A 17,801-nucleotide genomic window follows, 5' to 3' on the forward strand; every position below is an offset into this window, starting at 1 on the left:
TTAATTTTGCGAATATTTTCCACAATATGAATATCCTCGCTATTGAATCGTCGTGTGACGAAACCTCCGCAGCTGTAATAACAAACGGGAATATCCGCTCTAATGTTGTCGCTACACAACTGATCCACACCCAATATGGCGGTGTTGTTCCGGAGTTGGCTTCGCGCGCCCATCAGCAACACATCCTACCTGTGGTGGACAAAGCATTGAATGATGCAAAAATAGGAAAAAAAGACCTGGATGCCATTGCTTTTACCAAGGGACCCGGTTTACTGGGTGCTTTGCTCGTAGGCACATCGTTTGCGAAATCGATGGCGCTGGGGCTAGCCATTCCGCTGATCGAGATCAACCACATGCAGGCCCACGTGCTGGCCCATTTCATCGATGCCCCCAAGCCAGCATTTCCGTTTCTGTGCCTGACCGTAAGCGGCGGACATACGCAAATTGTGAAAGTGACCAGCCCGTTGGACATGGAAATCATCGGAGAAACGCGGGATGACGCCGTAGGCGAGGCATTTGATAAAACTGCCAAGCTGCTAGACCTGCCCTACCCCGGCGGCCCGCTCATCGACAGGTATGCCGCGGAAGGCAATCCGCAAGCCTACCCGTTCCCGCTTCCGGAAATGCCGGGGCTGGACTTTTCATTCAGTGGTATTAAGACTTCTTTTCTCTATTTTCTTCAAAAACAAGTCCGTCAGAATCCGGGATTTATCAAAGAAAATATCAAAGACATTTGCGCCAGCATTCAATATACCCTCATAGATATTTTACTTAAAAAGCTCAAAAAAGCGGTCAGGGAAACTGGCATCAGGGAAATCGCGATCGCTGGTGGCGTTTCCGCTAACTCGGGATTACGCAATTCGCTCCGGGAAATGGGTGACCAGCTCGGCTGGAATGTGTATATTCCTGCATTCGAATACTGTACCGATAATGCGGCCATGATCGCCATGGCAGCTCATTTCAAATATGAGGCAGGCGAGTTCTGCGATCAGACGGTGAGCCCGCTGGCGAGAATGGAGTTTTAATAATAACAATATCAAGACTAAATGCGGTTGTATGAAACACTTCTGGCTGTGCTTTCTGTTGACACTCGTTCCATCCGGCACCAGCCATTCCATTCATGCGCAGACTGCGCGGATGCTGCGGGAAGATCTCACGATTGAGCCATTCTTCCGTATTGAAGGCACCGACACCCAGGCGCGGATCGCTTATGACGCTTCTGACAAGTCGTTTTACACCATCGCCTGGAATGGCGACCTTTTTCATCTGACAGCCAATGCCCAGGGAAATTATGCCGCAGAAAGGATCGCTTCGGCCCAGGATCATGGCATCAACTATTTGCAGGGAATGGCCTTGCACGACGGCTATGTTTACCTGGCAGGCAATGTCGTGATCACACAGGGAGTTTCGGGTTATGGAAAAGCGGTGAAAGCCAAGCTAAGCGCGAATAAGCTCACCTGGACGGAAATCTTCAAAACCGCTGAACACGCTTCCTCCAAAACATTGTACGATCACGCATTCAGCGCCATCTGCTTTTCGCCCGATGGAAAGGATATATTCATCGCCAGCGGCTCTCGCACCGACCATGGCGAGGTGAAGGACAATGAAGGCCTCTATGCGGGGCTGCGCGAAGTGCCTTTGACGAGCTGCATTTTCAAAATCCCGGCTAATACCGAAAACCTGCTGCTGCCCAACGACTCAGCCGCGCTGGCGCCTTACATCTATGTACGGGGCGTCCGCAACGCATTCAGCCTGGCTTTTGCAGCCAACGGCGACCTGTTCAGCGTCGAAAACTCCGGCGACCGCGACGATCCGGAAGAAATGAACTGGATCAGGCCCGGCGCGCATTACGGATTTCCCTGGGAAATGGGCGGCAACGATACACCAATGCAGTTTCCGGGCTACAAGCCGCAGGACGACAAGCTCATTAACCGCGCTTACACGGCTTACCAGATCGGGGCTTTTCATGAAGACAAACAATATCCCAAAAAACCTCAAAATCTGACCTATCGCAAACCGATCCTGAATGCGGGCCCGGATGCCGATAAGTACCGCGACCCGGCGACGGGCACGATCATGGACGCAAGCGATAATGGCACCAGCATTGCGACATTCACCGCACATCGTTCGCCGTTGGGGCTGGTAATCGATACGGAATCCGGTTTCGGAGGGGAATACAAGGGAAAAGGATTTGTATTAAGTTATCAGGCGGGCTCGGCCAACTATGGCCCAATGCAAGAAACAGGACAAGATTTGCTGATGCTGGATTTGAAGAAAAATGCAGCAGGCGACAATTATTCCCTGAATGCCCACCGCATTGCCGCCGATTTTACCGAGCCGACCGACGCTGAAATTGTGGCTAACAAGCTGTATGTGCTCGAAGGACATGGCCAGATCTGGGAAATTACATTCCCGAAAGAAGTGTTGACCGGAACCGAGCAACCTCATGCGGCATTGAGCGTATACCCCAATCCGATACGCGGCAAAATGCATATCGAATGCCCCGTTTCACAACAAAACATCAAACTGACCGTGACCGATATGACAGGCCGCACGCTGATCCGCGAAAGCCGGAAAGCGGAAAATGGCAGAGCGGAACTGGATGTCTCGAAACTTCCGGCGGGCATTTACGTGCTTCAAGCCGAATCTCAAAAGCAACAGGTTACTACCCGATTTCTGATCAACCCATGAAAGCATTCATTTTTATTGCATTGATAGCCCTGTCTGCCCTATGGCTGTCATGCGGCGATCCGGAATCGCCGAAGCCCCCGGTGAACGGAGGCGATCCGGTGCTGGTTGCGGAGTTTACGGGTTTTAGTCCGGGTAGCGGCAAGAAGGGGACTGTGGTAAAACTGCAAGGGAAGCATTTCGGGACAGACGTTTCCAAAGTTTCCTTACAGATCAATGGGTTAAAAGCAACAATCAATGCGGTTACAGATACGGAAATAACAGCTGTTGTTCCTGCCAAATGTGGCCTCGGAAAGCTGGTACTGACCGTGAACGGCAAAGAACTGACTTCGCAAGCCTCTTTCAGGTATTTGTATTCGGCTACCACCACCTACTTCGCGGGCGGCTCGATTGGTTACGAAGACGGCCCGGCGCAAAAAGCCAAATTCAGAACACTGTACAACATTGCGACCGACAGCAAGGGCATCATGTTCGCTGCCGATCTCGGGAACTGCATGGTAAGGCGCATCGACACCGACGGCGCGACCTCCACGATCGTAGGCACGCCACATTCAGGGTTCAAAGACGGCAAAGGCGACCAGGCGTTAATGAAGTTCCCGATCGGCATCGAACTGGCCGCGGACGGATCCATTTACATCGCCGACCACGAGAACAATGCGATCCGCAAAGTACTGCCCGACGGCGCGCTCATTACTGTCACCGGCCATCCCGATCGCCCTGGCCTTGTGGACGGGGATATTGCATCAGCCCAATTCAAAAAGCCTTATGGTGTAAAGTTCGATCAATCAGGTGTTTTGTGGATTTGCGACACCGAAAACGGCGTCATCAGAAAGCTGTCCAAAGAAGGGCAGGTAACGACTTTTGCAGGAAGCACACCGGGCTATGCGGATGGGAAGCTAAGGGATGCCAAATTTTACATGCCTGCATATCTCAATTTTGACAACATTGGCAATGTGTACGTCGCTGATAAGCACAACCATTGCATCCGGAAAATCACGCCGGAAGGAATGATTACAACCCTGGCCGGCGTTCCTACCAAAAACGGATATCAGGATGGCGAGGCCGCTCAGGCGATGTTCAACCAGCCCAGCAATATTCAGGTTGATAAGCTGGGTAATTTATACGTGACCGACTTGTGGAACCATTGCATTAGGCTCGTGTACCCGGATGGGTACGTGATCACGCTTGCAGGCAAAGGCGGGACGTCCGGTTATAAGGAAGGCACGGGAGAAAATGCCCTTTTTTACCATCCTCAGGGAAGTACCCTGGACAAAGATGAAAACCTTTTTGTTACAGATTCGGCGAATCAACGCGTCCGCAAGCTGACTATTGAATAATCATGGCCATGACATTATCTGAAATATGGATCTATCCCGTCAAATCACTGGGCGGAATCAGGCTTACTAAAGCACTCACCGAAGAAAGAGGGTTACAATATGACCGCCGATGGATGGTCATCGACGAAGAAAACGTTTTCATCACCCAACGCGTGCACCTCCAAATGGCGCTCATCGACGTGGCATTACTGGAAAACGGATTGAAAATATTCCTCCGAAATAACCCGGAAGATTCCGTGACGGTGCCCTATGAGCCGGCAACCGCATTGCCCGTGACCGTGAAAGTATGGGACGATACAGTTGAGGCTGTTACTGTTTCCGAAGAAGCTGATGCATGGCTCAGCCATCAGCTTGGATTGAATCTAAGGCTGGTTATGATGCCCGAATCGACGCAAAGAAAGGCCGATCCCCGTTATGCTGAGCATAATGAGAATGTCAGTTTCGCCGACGGTTTCCCTTATCTGGTGATTTCGCAAGCGTCGCTGGACGAGCTAAACGGCCGTCTGGCGGAGCCGATTACGATGAGACGCTTCCGCCCTAACTTCGTCATCAGCGGCACCGAGCCGTTCGCGGAGGATCAATGGAAGCACATTAGCATTGGCAATCTCCGTTTTGAAGTAGTTAAACCTTGCGCAAGATGTGTATTGACGACCATTAACCCGGAAACAGCCGTGAAAGGACCAGAACCCTTGAAGACGCTAGCCAGCTATCGCCGGAATGGTAATAAGATATTATTTGGCCAGAATGTGACTGTCCGCGATTTCGGGGAAATAAAAGAGGGCGACCAGGTTGTTGTCCACACATAAAAAATGCCCCCAATAAGTATCTGACTTTGGGGGGCATTTTTATTGATATTAAATATATCAGGATTGCGCTTCCGATTCGCTGGTTCCGCTTGTTTGGAAAGGACTTTTCATAATCCCTCTTTCCGAGTTGCGAATGAAGTTGATAATTTCGTCGCGCTCGTTGGATGGCGGCATTTCCAGCTCTATTTTTTGAAGTGCTTCGGCATTGTTAAGGCCCTTCATATAGATGTAACGGTAGATGTTCTGTATATCGACGATCTTCTCATTGCTGTACCCCCTTCTCCGCAAGCCAACCGAATTAATCCCTACATAGGAAATAGGCTCGCGGGCTGCTTTGGTGAATGGAGGAACATCTTTCCGCACCAGGGATGCACCTGAAACGAATGCATGGATACCGATTTTTACAAACTGATGCACGGCGCTCAACGCGCTGACAATGGCCCAGTCGCCCACATGGACGTGGCCTGCCATCTGCACATTGTTACCGATAATGCAGTTGCTTCCAACGCGGCAATCATGCGCTACGTGTGCATAAGCCATGATCAGACAGTCGGAACCAACCACCGTTTTCCAGTGCTCTTCGGTGCCTCGGCTGATCGTTGCATATTCACGGATAGTCGTATTGTCGCCGACGATCGTCAGTGTGTATTCATTATTGTATTTCAAATCCTGGGGCGTGGCCGAAACGACGGCACCTGGAAAGATTTTACAGTTTTTGCCAATCCGCGCTCCTGAATTGATTACAGCGTGTGAGCCGATCCACGATCCTTCCCCTATCTCGACGTCTCCATGGATCATCGCGAAAGGTTCAATTTCTACATTCTGAGCGATCTTGGCGCTAGGATGGATATATGCTAATGATTGAGTCATTTTTTCTTTACCAGGCTTGCTATCATATCCGCTTCACATACCAGTTGTCCGGCTACATACCCCCGGCCACTCATTTTAACGATCCCCCTCTTCATGGGAGACGTGAATTCACATTTAAAAATAACTGTGTCACCGGGAAAAACATTGCGCCGGAAACGGCAGGCATCGATACCGATTAGGTACGGCCAGTAATTATCCGGATCGGGAACACTAGACAAGACGAGGATACCGCCCGTTTGAGCCATCGCTTCCAGTTGCAAGACGCCAGGCATTACAGGGTTACCCGGAAAGTGCCCCAGAAAAAATTGTTCGTTGATCGTTACATTTTTTACGCCTACGACGCTGTTCTCGTCCAATGCGATGATCTTGTCGATCATCTGGAAAGGATAACGGTGCGCCAGCAACTGGCCGATCTGGCTGATATCGAAGACCGGGGCCTTGTTAGGATCGTATTGCGGAATATCGCCTTTGCCCGATTTGATCAGCTTTTTGATCTTTTTCGCTAATGCTACGTTGGCCGCATGCCCCGGGCGGGCGGCAAGAATTTGTGCTTTAATAGGTCGTCCAACCAATGCAAGGTCACCGATGAGATCGAGCAGCTTGTGCCGCGCCATTTCATTGGAATAATGCAGGTCTACATTGTTGAGGATACCCTTTGTTTTGTCGACACTCACCTTCGGTTTGTTGAGCAACTGCGACAGATGATCGAGTTCGCCATCCCGGACTTCACGGTCCACTATCACAATCGCGTTCGTGAGGTCACCGCCTTTAATCAGGTTTTGCTTGTAAAGTGCTTCGAGCTCATGCAAAAACACGAACGTGCGGCAGGCTGCGATATCGTCTTTAAAAAGCGTAATATCATTCAGAGAAGCGTGCTGGCTGCTGATGACGGTTGAATTGTAGTCTACCATCACTGTCAGACGATAATCCGAGAGCGGAAGGGCTACCAGTTCGGTATCCTTCTCTTTATTTTTATAATGTACGTATTCCGGAACTTCGAAATAATTGCGGTAAGCATTTTGCTCTTCGATACCCGCGTCCAGCAATGCATCTACGAATTTGATCGAGCTGCCGTCCATGATCGGAGGTTCCGGGCCGTCGAGCTGAATGAGGACGTTGTCGATCTGCAAGCCTACAAGCGCTGCCAATGTGTGTTCAACAGTATGAACCCTGGCCCCGTTCTGCTCGATGGTTGTACCACGTGAAAGGTCCACAACATTATCGACATCTGCATCGACGATCGGCTGGTCCGGTAAATCAATACGTTGGAACTTATATCCGTGGTTGGCTGGTGCGGGCACAAATGTCATTGTAGCCACAACACCGGTATGTAAACCCACTCCTGTTACGGATACAGACCTGGAAATGGTTTGTTGTTTTTCGTTCATTATATTTATTTCCTTTTCTAAATAAGGCGCGTTCGGCGGGATCACTTCACTGAAAATCGGAGGTTTCCTGCTTGCGTTCCAGGTCTTTCAGCCGTTCTTCCAGCTCAGGTAGCCTTCGCACCAATGCCATGGACCGTAAATGTTCGTTCAGGTCCCTGGCCGGAGAGCCCGACAGCGACAGGCCTTCCTTCTTAATGGATTTGCCCAGACCACTTTGTGCACCGATTTTCGTATTATTTGCTATCGTAATGTGGCCTACTATTCCCACCTGACCCGCGATTATGCATTGCTCGCCGACAGTGGTGGAACCGGAAACTCCCGACTGGGCCGCAATTACGGTATTTTTTCCAATCTCTACATTATGTGCGATCTGAACCAGATTATCAATTTTTGCGCCCTGGCGGATTATCGTGGAGCCCATCGTTGCGCAATCGATTGTTGCATTGGAACCGATACTTACATTATCTTCAATGATCACATTTCCAAGCTGCGGAATCGTTTTATAGCTTCCATCGGGCTGCGGTGCAAAGCCGAAGCCATCGCTGCCGATCACTGTGTTGGCAAAAATCGTGCAATTCTTCCCGATCAAGGTATTGTCATAGATCCTCACACCGGGGTGGATTACCGAATAGTCGCCTACTTCAACGCCATCGCCCAGATAGGCATGCGGATAGATCTTAACCCCTTTTCCGATGACACAATTTTTGCCGATGTAGGAAAAGGCGCCGCGGTAGCAGTTCTCACCTGTCTCGCTGTTTTCCCCGATAAAACTGGGTTGTTCTACGCCTGACTTGCTATCGGAGAGACGTTTCTGATATTCTTCCAGCAGGATCGTGAAGGCAGTATAGGCATTGTCGACGTAGATTAACGTCGCGGAGACCTCTTTTTTAGGGACAAAATCTTTACTGACAATTACTGCCGAAGACTGTGTGGAGTAAATATATTGCTCATATTTGCTGTTGGCCAGAAAAGAAATACAACCTGGCAGGCCCTCTTCAATTTTTGCAGCCGAATTGATCGTAATCTGATCATTTCCAGCAACAGTTCCATTCAGCATTTGAGCAATCTCGCTGACAGTAAATTTCATATTTTATCGGCTAATTTCAGGTAATAGTATTCGAGTACGTCGTGTATTTTATTAATTCAGCTTTCTTTTTAGCGTCCTGATTAACCACGCAAAGATACATTTTTACCCCAACATACATAGTACTTGCGTACAATCTTAGTCAGGGCTTCGATGGTTGGGAGATCAGATGCGTCGGCAATGTCGAGTAAATTTCCGCTTTTCATTTTTACCCGGATCGGATCCTGCTCTTTCGCGTAGGCCCAGTTGGTGGTTTCGCCGGTGATCAGGAAATAATCCAGGTCATCTTCAGACACCCCTGCTGCCATCAGCTGTGCCCTGATCGGCGTCAGTACGTCCTCTCCCGGTGGTTCACTGAAAAAGCTGATTTTGAATAGATTTCGGTTGAGAAGCATCTCACACAGGGTTGACAATACGGGGTCACGATGGGTTTTCCATCCTTTCACTGATGCCCATACGTCATTATCATCCAATCCGTTGAATGCTTCGAGCAAATCGGGTTCACCATAAAAATCCGAGAGTGCAACCCGATGATACAGGAAGCGAGCAAAATCGGGCGTTGCGAAAAGCTGATCTCCTGCCGCCGCCAGTTCGCGGGCGCGGTGCATGATCTGCGTTAGCATAGCCTGGGCGCTCAGGAGCGTCTTGTGCAGGTACACCTGCCAGTACATGAGCCTGCGCGCATGCAGAAAATTCTCGATGCTTAGCAAACCTTTTTCCTCCACCACCAGTTGATCGTGACCGATATCCAGCATCTTGATCAGCCGGTCGGCACCGATGGATCCTTCGACGACACCCGTGTAAAAACTATCGCGGTTCAGGTAATCCATCCGGTCCATATCGAGCTGACTTGAGATCATCTGATGGAAAAACTTTCTCGGATAAGTGCCTTCGAACATCTGGATAGCTATATCAAGCCTGCCGTTCATCTGCCGGTTCAAATCCTTCATCATTGCCAGCGTAATCGCCTCGTGCGGAACGTCGGGAATGACCACACTTTCCAACACGTGTGAAAAAGGACCGTGACCGAGATCATGCAACAAAATCGCCGCCTGTGCAGCCTCCACCTCCAATTCCCAGATCATATGCCCTTTTTCCTGCAATACACGCAATGCCTGACTCATCAGATGCATGGCACCGAGGGCATGATGGAAACGGGTATGCAGGGCACCGGGATAAACGATATCGGCGAGGCCTAATTGCCGAATGCGGCGGAGACGCTGAAAGTAAGGATGGTCGACCAGATCGTAGAGCAGATCCGATGCGATGGAAATGAATCCGTAAACCGGGTCGTTAATGATTTTCCTTTTATTCAAAATCGATTTTTTGGCAAAAGTAATAAACAAGCAACGGACAAAAGAAGCTAATCTTGTTGTATTCGTTTGGAGAATTGAAGCGATTCGCTAATTTTGCACTCCAAAGAAATGGGCCTATAGCTCATTCGGTTAGAGCAACTGACTCATAATCAGTAGGTGCCTGGTTCGATTCCAGGTGGGCCCACTTGAAAATCAAGCACTTACGAGAGAATATCTTGTAAGTGCTTTTTTGTTTGCAAACATAGATCGCTTATTTGGCCCAGATTAATAGGATGCGAACAAAAACATCGCGACAAAATTGCCCCAAAACATCATCCCGAATTCTAGATGGATTAAGGGGTTGTGTGATGTTAAAGGTCCGAGATCGCAAACATACGGCACCCGTTCAGTAACTGTTTCTTGCCACTTTGCTGCCAGCGCTGCAATTTCGCATTTCCTTTACACGATTATCCACTATGGAAATGCTCACACTCTACACTATCGCTGCATTGGCTTTTGCCACGGTGACGCTGATCAGCGGCGGCAAATGGCTTCGGGCCCATGAAAGCAGAAAATTGAAAAAAGTATTGAGGGATGGCCGTGAATATGAGGCACTGATACTCGACACGCAGCCTATCAAGCCTTCCATATTCAGCACCGAAAATCTAAGATTGAGGGTGCAGCTTCTGGGAGAAAAACCGGTCGTCGTTGAATTTGATCACGATGCTTCCTATCCCGAATACCGCGAACTAATGACCGGCAAAGTGATCACCGTAGATATCGATCCTGCCGATCACCGTAATGTGATGATCGTCCGAAAATCGTCCATACAATCCAAACCGTCGGCAACAACAGGTGAAATTCCCTTGCCAGCCAATTAGAGAATCACCATAATGTCCGGATTGGGCCGGTCCTTTTTTTCAAGATATTCCCAGGTAACGATATCTTCTTCGGGATAAATATTCCCTGTGTCTTCCGGCCCCTCGTCGCCGATGGCTTCAATAAATGCCTTTGAGGCCTTTTTGTAAATCCCCTCCCGGGGTATTCCGTTTAGATCTGTAAACAGTACCAGCGACTGATCTTCTGGAAGCTTTTTGTCTTTCATCACTTTGCTTTTTATGTATAAAAGAAGTTAATCCCCTCTTTATTTACTTCCAAAACGCTCAAATTTTATGCCTGATCGACATTTGGCAGGATTAAAATGATGATCACCAGTATTTTCTTAACTACCATTTGCATCGTACGATTTTAATCGTACCTTTGTAATGTACTGAATTTCCCTTGCCATGAATGAGAAAAACGAACCGACCAAAGCGGAGTTGGATATCCTGACAATACTCTGGAAGCACGGCCCTTCGACTGTCCGCTTCGTGCACGACCAGCTCAATGCTTTTAAGGAAGTAAATTATACGACTACCCTTAAACAGATGCAGCTGATGGCGGAAAAAGGGCTGCTCCGTCGGGATGAAAGCAGCATGAAACACATTTACGAGGCCATCGAAGAGGAGAAAAAAACCAAAAGCCTGCTGCTCGACCGTTTTGTAGATCATATTTATGGCGGCTCGGCCAGCAATCTGGTAATGCAGTTGCTAGATAATAAGAAGGCTTCCAAGGCCGAACTGGATGAGATCCGCGCAGTTTTGGATCAATTGGAAAGAAAGAATTCTTAAACCGTGTCAGCCATGAACAGCTATCTTAATTCAGAAAACGTCAGCGCGCTCATTCAAAGGATCGGTATTGCACTTGGTCATTCGCTTTGGATCGGCGCAGTTGTCGCTACCCTTGCCGCAATGGTCATTATACTGACCCGCCGTAGCAGACCGGAAGTACGGTACAACTTGCTTACCGGCCTTATGCTAATGTTCCTTGCTGCCACCACCATTGCATTCCTGCGATCGGGAGAAGCCTTCTCTTCCAGCGCCAAGCTACTTGGCGAGGCATCTTCTTACCAATCAGCAACGATCACAACCTCTCCACAAGCTCAGCTACGGCAACCCGGTTCCATTGCGATCGTTAGAGAGTTCCTGGCGACAAATATCCATCTCATCACACTGCTATGGCTTATAGTAGTAATCGCCAGGAGTGCTGGCCTTGTGTTGGGTTTTTATCGCTTATATCAACTCAAAACCCAACAGATTTACAGCATCGGACGGCATTGGGAGCAACGTGTCGGAAAGTTTGCAGCCGCTATGGGAATCATGCGGCCTGTCCGCATACTACAGTCCGGTCTGGCGCAGGTGCCTATGGTACTGGGGCATTTCAAACCGGTTATCCTTGTTCCGCTGGGGGCCATTACCTCCATTCCGGCCGACCAGATCGAAATGGTGCTGCTGCACGAGTTGGCACACATCCGCCGCCTCGACTTCTTTGTTAATTTCATACAACGGATTACCGAGCTGCTTTTTTTCTTTAATCCGGGCATTCTCTGGATTTCCAGACTTATCCGGGAAGAGCGGGAGCATTGCTGCGACGACATGGCACTCAGGTACTCCGGCAATCAGGCGGTTTATATCAATGCGCTCCTGTCTTTCCGGGAATACCAGCTTTCTAACGGCGTATATGAATTAGCGTTCACAGGAAAAAGTGGTCTGATACAACGGGCAAAAAGAATCGCATCGCGCTCGAATTCGACATTGGGTACAGTCGAAAAAACCGTATTGGCATTCACTATGCTCGCATTTTTTACATTTTCCATTCTGTATGCGCAATCACACGAGCCGCAGAAAATTGACACGCCTGTCCATCGTTTCGAAAAAGTTACGTCGCAACAGGTGCCTTTAAAAAACACTTCAGGAGTAAAAGTAACGACAGACAAAAACAGCACACAAAAAGCTGCCAATAACCTAGTTAATCAAAATACTAAAAATACCCCTAACCCTGCAAACCTCTCAATTCACGACACATTACGGCCCTTGCGAAATACGTTGTCGCCGATTTATGAGCCCGCATCATTGACACTGTCGGATTCATCTGGTAAGGGAAGAGTGGCACCTGTCTTGAGGCAGCCATACGTTCAGACCTATGAAATGCAACCGCTGCAAACCTATCAGCCATTGTTCGAGGACAAGCCGCTTTCCACAAAATCGCTTTCCATTAGCGAGAAGATCCTTGCTGAAATTGAATTGCAGGGAGTAGTCATTTCCAGAACTGACATCACATTTAAAATCACTAATACAGAGCTCATTATCAACGGAATCAAACAACCTGAGACTATTCATCAGGGCATATTGAGCGCCGTCCTGAGTGGCCCCGGCGACATCATCAATTTTACATACGGAAGTCACAAGTAATTGATCCTCAATAATTTTAAAAAACTTACAGCAGTAGGGCGGGAAAGCTACGCCCGCTAGTCACGAAAATAAATAACCTTAATAGTCCATCATGAAAACCATTGATCGGGTGAAATTCACCCTATGGCTCGCTGTTGCCTTGCTGGCAGCGTTTGGAAATGCCCATGCTCAATTGAAAGGAAAAGTTGTTACGAAGGATGGTAACCCGCTGGAAGGCGCAGTTGTATCGGTACTCTCGGCGACGGATTCCAGTCTTGTAAAAACCGCATTAGTTGGTCGGGACGGTACGTTCAGCATTCCCAATCTCAACAACAGAAGTTATTTCGCATCCGTCACAATGCTGGGATATATCAGTTTTAATAGTCAAAAATTTGAAATCGCAGGACACAACGTCGGCACTGACCTGGGAATCATCACTTTATCAGCATCCAACATCAAGCTCAATGAAGTAAAGGTGACCGGACAAAAGAATTTTGTAGAGTATGAGATCGACCGGACGATCGTAAACGTCGATGCACTCATTTCCAATGCAGGCGCCAACGTACTCGAAGTATTGGAAAAATCGCCAGGTGTGATGGTAGATCAGAGCGGAAATATCAGTTTGAAAGGACAACCGGGCGTTTTAGTGATGATCGACAACCGACCTACTTACCTGGTCGCAACGGCGCTGGCCGCATATCTGCGCTCATTACCGGCCAATTCTGTCGAAAAGATCGAACTCATCACGAACCCGCCGGCGCGTTACGATGCAGCCGGGAGCGCGGGGATCATCCATATCAGGATGCGTAAAAACAAAGTTCACGGCCTCAATGGGAGCATCACCCTCAGTCCGGCGCGGTCGCGGTATTGGCGGCATAATGAGAGTACCAATGTTAATTATCGCAACAACCGTTTCAACCTGTTTGCCAATGCCAGTTTCAACAGCGTAGACCAGTGGCGACAACTCGATGTCCAGCGGCGATACTACGATGAAACCGGGGCATTGCGTTCCTCATTTGATCAAACCACCTATTTTTATCCCAAAAGCAGGACTGTCAACCTGAAAACCGGTGTCGATTTCTATGCGAATGAAAAGACAACCTGGGGACTGGTCTATACCGGCGCGTATACGCATTCGCGAGAGCAACGCCCTGTCGCGAGCATTGTGCGGAATGCGGCTGGTAGCATCGACTCACTGATCCAGGCCGACAATAGCGAAAGGAACCGCTTCCGGCAAAACGGTATTAACCTCAATTTCAGCCATCAATTTGACAGTACCGGTCGGTTGCTCACGTTCGATGCCGATTACATCAATTATCGCATTCATGCACGGCAGACTTTCCTAAACAATTTTTACGACGGCGATCAAAATTTTAGTAGGCAGGAAAAGATCACCACAGACCTGCCCTCCTCCATCAACATTTACTCCGCCAAAGCCGATTATGAGCACCCGCTACGAAAAGGTAAGCTGGGAAGCGGTTTTAAAACAAGTCTGGTGAAGACAGACAATGCAGCCAATTACTTTTTACACGAGGCAGAGATCATTTCCATAGATTATGATAAAACCAATCGCTTCCGTTATTCCGAGAACATCAATGCAGGTTATGTAAATTTCAATAGGGATTTTAACCGATTTTCCTTGCAAACAGGGCTCCGCGCCGAAAATACCAATGTCCATGGACATCAACTGGGCAATGCATTTAAGTCGGATTCTTCATTTACATTGCATTATACCAGTCTGTTCCCGACGCTCTATGTAAGCTACAAACTCGACACCAATAATACCCGTCTGAATTTTTCCTATGGACGAAGAATCGGGCGCCCCTATTATCAGGACCTCAATCCCTTTGTTTTTTTGTTGGATAAATTCTCCTACTTCGCCGGAAACCCCTATTTGAAACCCGAGCTAGGCAACAAATTCCAGGTTTCACTGAGCTACAAAAACCGCTTTAACCTGTCGTTTCTGTATAATTATGTCCGAAATATGCAGGGTGAGGTAATCGAGCAATCCGGGAATGTCTTCATCAGCCGGACAGGAAATATCAGCAGACTTATCTGGGGCGGTATTACCCTGTCAGCGCAGCTCAAAGCGGGCAACTGGTGGACTTGCAACTTTTACGCGGAACTGATCCGGAACAATTTCCGCGGCATGCCCGGCGACCCCGACCGTACCACGGGTTCGACATACGGCTACATTAGCCCCAATAACCAGTTTTTGTTCAAAAACGGATGGAGCGCCGAACTGAGCGGCTTTTACATCACCAGAAGCCAGAGCGCCCAATTTGATAAAAACGACCTTTTCCTCGTCAATACCGCTGTCCAGAAAAAGGTCATGAAGGACAAAGGAATCTTCAAACTTGCGCTTCGCGACGTTTTCAGCTCCCTGGAACCCAACGGTCGGATTCTCAACATCCCAAATGCACGGGCATCTTACAACAACGACGCCGACACCCGAGCGGTAGTAGCTTCATTTACCTATAATTTCAGCAAAGGCACTTCCAGCAAGCGCAAACGAAGTGTTGGTGGCTCGGGCACCGAGGAACAGCGGGTTAAGAATTAGGCATTGACAAGTCACTTATAATCCGTTAATTTTATGTAAATCAATGAACTGAAACATGAAAGCATCTCAACTCATTTTCGGATTCGCCCTGCTCGTGGCTGGAAATGCCCTGGGACAGCGTGCCGCATTGTTATATCGCAGCACCGACATAGAGACCACCCAACCGGATAGTTCCATACGCAACATCTGGCCTCAAAAATTTGGCAGGTATATGGTTATCAAATACAAAAATGGTGTAAAAACAAAAGTCCCTAAAGACGCTGTTTGGGGCTTTAGGGACAAGAAGGGCCGTCTTTATCGAATGTTTAAAAGAGAACCCTTTGAGGTGGTCAAAAATGAAGGCTATGTAAGATACGCGTTCAATTCCTTCATTTACATCGATCCCATGATTATCCCCCATAAAGAGGCCCGGTTCAGCGCGACGCTCGATTCACCTATTGTCTTTACGAAAAAGAAAGCCCTGCGCAAGTAATCAGAACTTCTTTGCAAAACGGATAAAATTTCCCCAATCGTAAGCGGTCATGTTATGCTCGCCTTCGCGGTTGTGGTAACCGAAATGCGAACCAATTACCGGCGTGTTAATGCCCGGAGGATCTTTGGGGAGCTCCGGCTTGATATTGTATAATGCATAAACCGGCTCAGCCGCCTTCATCGCCAGAAAAGTGCCTGTGGGATCGGCCCAGAGGTCTTTGGAAGCATTGGTCGCGTACACAGGGCGCGGCGCAATAAGGCTTATGAGCATATGCTGATCAACCGGCAGGGCGCTTTCTTTGTCGTTGAACTGTTTGTAATTGTTATTAAACCAATGTGGGAATGTAGTATTGATCCGACTAATCCGCTCCCCAAACTGCCTCCGCGCCAACGCCGCACCCGTATTGCCCGAGCAGTTGGTGACACAAGCGGCAAAGCGTTGATCCTGCGCGGCGGCCCACAATGAGGTCTTTCCACCTCTTGAATGCCCTACCACAATGACCTTTTTGGCGTCGATATCCCTGTCCGTTTCGAAATAATCCATCACCCGGCTTGCGCCCCAGGCCCAGGCGCCTATCGCTTTCATGCCATTATCCATGTTCAGTTGCTCAGGGTAGAGTTTTTCCAAAATACCGGTCATGTACGTCTCCTTATCGTCCGGGGCGAGATCGCTCACGTGGAAGGCCGCGATGGCAAAACCGCTGTCGACCACCATTTCAGCCGGCCAGAATTCGCTCTTTTTAACCCGTGTAGGATCGGTGTTGTCCTTGCCCCGGTTATTGATCAACAGAAATACCGGCACCGGTTTGCGCGGTTGCGTGGGTACAAATAGCACCACATTGATCTGCACCGATTGCTTGTTCCTGAAAACGGTTACTGTCACTTGTTTCAAAACCGCCTTCCCATCCATTTCGGGGACGTCGTCTTGTGTGAGCATGTAACGGATGCTGTCATAATCCACCGGCATTCGGCCGTAAATATTATCTTCGAAAAGCCTTAACACTTCCGGGCGTCTCAACTTTTCCCATTTTTCTCCACTACGGATCACTTTTCCGCCGGTTGTCTTCAAAACATCGGGCAGGACATAAAGCGGTACTTTCGATTCATCGTAATTCTGGGCAAGCGCTGCCGAAAACGATGCAAGCAGCAGCAGACAGTAAATAATTCCCTTTCTCATGAGGCGGTTAGTCAGGTTATTCAATTCAAAACAAAAACGCCCGGATGACTCGTTTTTACTGACAATGCAAATGCTAATCAGCCTTTCCAAAGATTTTTTCAATAGCCACCCAACCTCCCGGCCATCCCGTGTAGTTTATTTTATTGACAGGGGGCCTCCTGATTTCCATTATTTAAATTTTAAACATTTAATGTCATGAAAAGAGAAAAATGGCTGGTATTGTGCATTGTGTTATGGGTTGTGCAATTGGTCGCTTGTGAAAAGGGCAAACTGAACGAAGATGCGCCGGCACCGATTGCGGCGCGGGCGAATGCGGATAGCGTCGGAAAAGATAGCATAGGGAAAGATAGCATCGTAAAGGATAGCATAGGGAAAGACACGATTATTATTGACAGCACCTGGACCAATGACAGCACAGGAACCGATAGTTCCCATTACGACCCTAGCAAAGGGAAATCGATGCTTGCTGATGATATCGTGCGAATAACACCCATTGTAGAACCCGATTCGTCCGCAAATTGGCTGTTATTTCAATGCGCCACAGATAAGAAATACCCATGTGGCTACAACATTCTGGTCACGCATTTAACAGCGGCAGAAAACGCCTATCTGATTGATTTCGATAACATCATCCAGGGTTTCAACTGCTCGCCGGGCAGTGAGTCCCAGGGACTGGGGACGGCGGTTATTACCGATATGCCTGCCAAATTCAGCGGCGGCCTCGAAATTCGGTTAAATCAGAAGGTATACAAGGGTTTTATCAAACGTACAGGGGTATCAACCTATGAATTCACCTGGCCCGATGAAAGCCGTGTCGTTATTACCAAAAAATCATTGTAAACGATCTTTATAATAT

General features: G+C 48.6%; 16 protein-coding genes and 1 tRNA gene. 11 read left to right on the top strand and 6 right to left on the bottom strand.

The window, feature by feature from the left end; all coding sequences use genetic code 11:
* Positions 1-26 precede the first annotated feature (26 nt).
* Genes tsaD through LZD49_RS23560 form a run of 4 tightly spaced genes read left to right on the top strand, consistent with a single transcriptional unit; the run spans position 27 to position 4,831 of the window.
* Complete coding sequence (tsaD, locus tag LZD49_RS23545) at positions 27-1,025, top strand: tRNA (adenosine(37)-N6)-threonylcarbamoyltransferase complex transferase subunit TsaD (protein ID WP_234670135.1); 999 nt, start codon at positions 27-29, stop codon at positions 1,023-1,025.
* Between the two features lie 31 nt (positions 1,026-1,056).
* Entirely contained in the window at positions 1,057-2,691 is a 1,635-nt protein-coding gene (locus tag LZD49_RS23550) for a T9SS type A sorting domain-containing protein (protein WP_234670136.1), read from the top strand.
* Positions 2,688-4,025, top strand: a complete 1,338-nt coding sequence (locus tag LZD49_RS23555) for an IPT/TIG domain-containing protein (protein ID WP_234670137.1) — start codon at positions 2,688-2,690, stop codon at positions 4,023-4,025. Before LZD49_RS23550 ends, LZD49_RS23555 begins: the two co-directional genes overlap by 4 nt.
* A gap of 2 nt (positions 4,026-4,027) precedes the next feature.
* Complete coding sequence (locus LZD49_RS23560) at positions 4,028-4,831, top strand: MOSC domain-containing protein (protein WP_234670138.1); 804 nt, start codon at positions 4,028-4,030, stop codon at positions 4,829-4,831.
* A gap of 57 nt (positions 4,832-4,888) precedes the next feature.
* Here the strand turns inward: LZD49_RS23560 and lpxA are convergent, their stop codons facing one another.
* From lpxA to LZD49_RS23580, 4 genes are all read right to left on the bottom strand, one after another.
* Positions 4,889-5,701, bottom strand: coding sequence for an acyl-ACP--UDP-N-acetylglucosamine O-acyltransferase (lpxA, locus tag LZD49_RS23565; RefSeq protein WP_234670139.1), 813 nt, complete (start codon positions 5,699-5,701; stop codon positions 4,889-4,891).
* Entirely contained in the window at positions 5,698-7,089 is a 1,392-nt protein-coding gene (locus LZD49_RS23570; RefSeq protein WP_234670140.1) for a bifunctional UDP-3-O-[3-hydroxymyristoyl] N-acetylglucosamine deacetylase/3-hydroxyacyl-ACP dehydratase, read from the bottom strand. The genes lpxA and LZD49_RS23570 overlap by 4 nt, the downstream gene beginning before the upstream one ends.
* A 46-nt stretch (positions 7,090-7,135) precedes the next feature.
* On the bottom strand, positions 7,136-8,176 hold the full coding sequence (lpxD, locus tag LZD49_RS23575; protein WP_234670141.1) for a UDP-3-O-(3-hydroxymyristoyl)glucosamine N-acyltransferase: 1,041 nt from the start codon (positions 8,174-8,176) through the stop codon (positions 7,136-7,138).
* Between the two features lie 80 nt (positions 8,177-8,256).
* On the bottom strand, positions 8,257-9,492 hold the full coding sequence (locus LZD49_RS23580; RefSeq protein WP_234670389.1) for an HD domain-containing protein: 1,236 nt from the start codon (positions 9,490-9,492) through the stop codon (positions 8,257-8,259).
* 107 nt (positions 9,493-9,599) lie between these two features.
* On the opposite strand from LZD49_RS23580, the gene LZD49_RS23585 reads away from it, so the two are divergent.
* Positions 9,600-9,673, top strand: a tRNA-Ile gene (locus LZD49_RS23585).
* Between the two features lie 277 nt (positions 9,674-9,950).
* Complete coding sequence (locus tag LZD49_RS23590; RefSeq protein WP_234670142.1) at positions 9,951-10,349, top strand: hypothetical protein; 399 nt, start codon at positions 9,951-9,953, stop codon at positions 10,347-10,349.
* Here LZD49_RS23590 and LZD49_RS23595 read toward each other — a convergent pair.
* Complete coding sequence (locus tag LZD49_RS23595) at positions 10,346-10,573, bottom strand: hypothetical protein (RefSeq protein ID WP_234670143.1); 228 nt, start codon at positions 10,571-10,573, stop codon at positions 10,346-10,348. The genes LZD49_RS23590 and LZD49_RS23595 overlap by 4 nt on opposite strands.
* 181 nt (positions 10,574-10,754) lie before the next feature.
* Here LZD49_RS23595 and LZD49_RS23600 point away from each other — a divergent pair, with 181 nt between their 5' ends.
* The 4 genes from LZD49_RS23600 (at position 10,755) to LZD49_RS23615 (ending at position 15,769) form a co-directional block, all read left to right on the top strand.
* On the top strand, positions 10,755-11,138 hold the full coding sequence (locus LZD49_RS23600) for a BlaI/MecI/CopY family transcriptional regulator (RefSeq protein WP_234670144.1): 384 nt from the start codon (positions 10,755-10,757) through the stop codon (positions 11,136-11,138).
* Between the two features lie 12 nt (positions 11,139-11,150).
* Positions 11,151-12,758, top strand: coding sequence for a M56 family metallopeptidase (locus LZD49_RS23605; RefSeq protein ID WP_234670145.1), 1,608 nt, complete (start codon positions 11,151-11,153; stop codon positions 12,756-12,758).
* Positions 12,759-12,849: 91 nt separating this feature from the next.
* The gene (locus LZD49_RS23610; protein WP_234670146.1) at positions 12,850-15,297 is read left to right on the top strand and encodes a TonB-dependent receptor; all 2,448 of its coding nucleotides are present in this window, start codon (positions 12,850-12,852) and stop codon (positions 15,295-15,297) included.
* A 55-nt stretch (positions 15,298-15,352) separates the two neighbouring features.
* Positions 15,353-15,769: a hypothetical protein gene (locus LZD49_RS23615; protein WP_234670147.1), complete on the top strand. Its 417-nt coding sequence runs from the start codon at positions 15,353-15,355 to the stop codon at positions 15,767-15,769.
* Here the strand turns inward: LZD49_RS23615 and LZD49_RS23620 are convergent, their stop codons facing one another.
* On the bottom strand, positions 15,770-16,945 hold the full coding sequence (locus tag LZD49_RS23620; protein ID WP_234670148.1) for an alpha/beta fold hydrolase: 1,176 nt from the start codon (positions 16,943-16,945) through the stop codon (positions 15,770-15,772).
* Between the two features lie 195 nt (positions 16,946-17,140).
* On the opposite strand from LZD49_RS23620, the gene LZD49_RS23625 reads away from it, so the two are divergent.
* Positions 17,141-17,785 carry a hypothetical protein gene (locus LZD49_RS23625; RefSeq protein WP_234670149.1) on the top strand — a complete coding sequence of 215 codons (645 nt, stop codon included), beginning with the start codon at positions 17,141-17,143 and terminating at the stop codon, positions 17,783-17,785.
* Positions 17,786-17,801: the final 16 nt, after the last annotated feature.

The sequence above is a fragment of the Dyadobacter sp. CY261 genome (genome assembly GCF_021440085.1).
In the GTDB taxonomy this organism is placed as follows: Bacteria; Bacteroidota; Bacteroidia; order Cytophagales; family Spirosomataceae; genus Dyadobacter.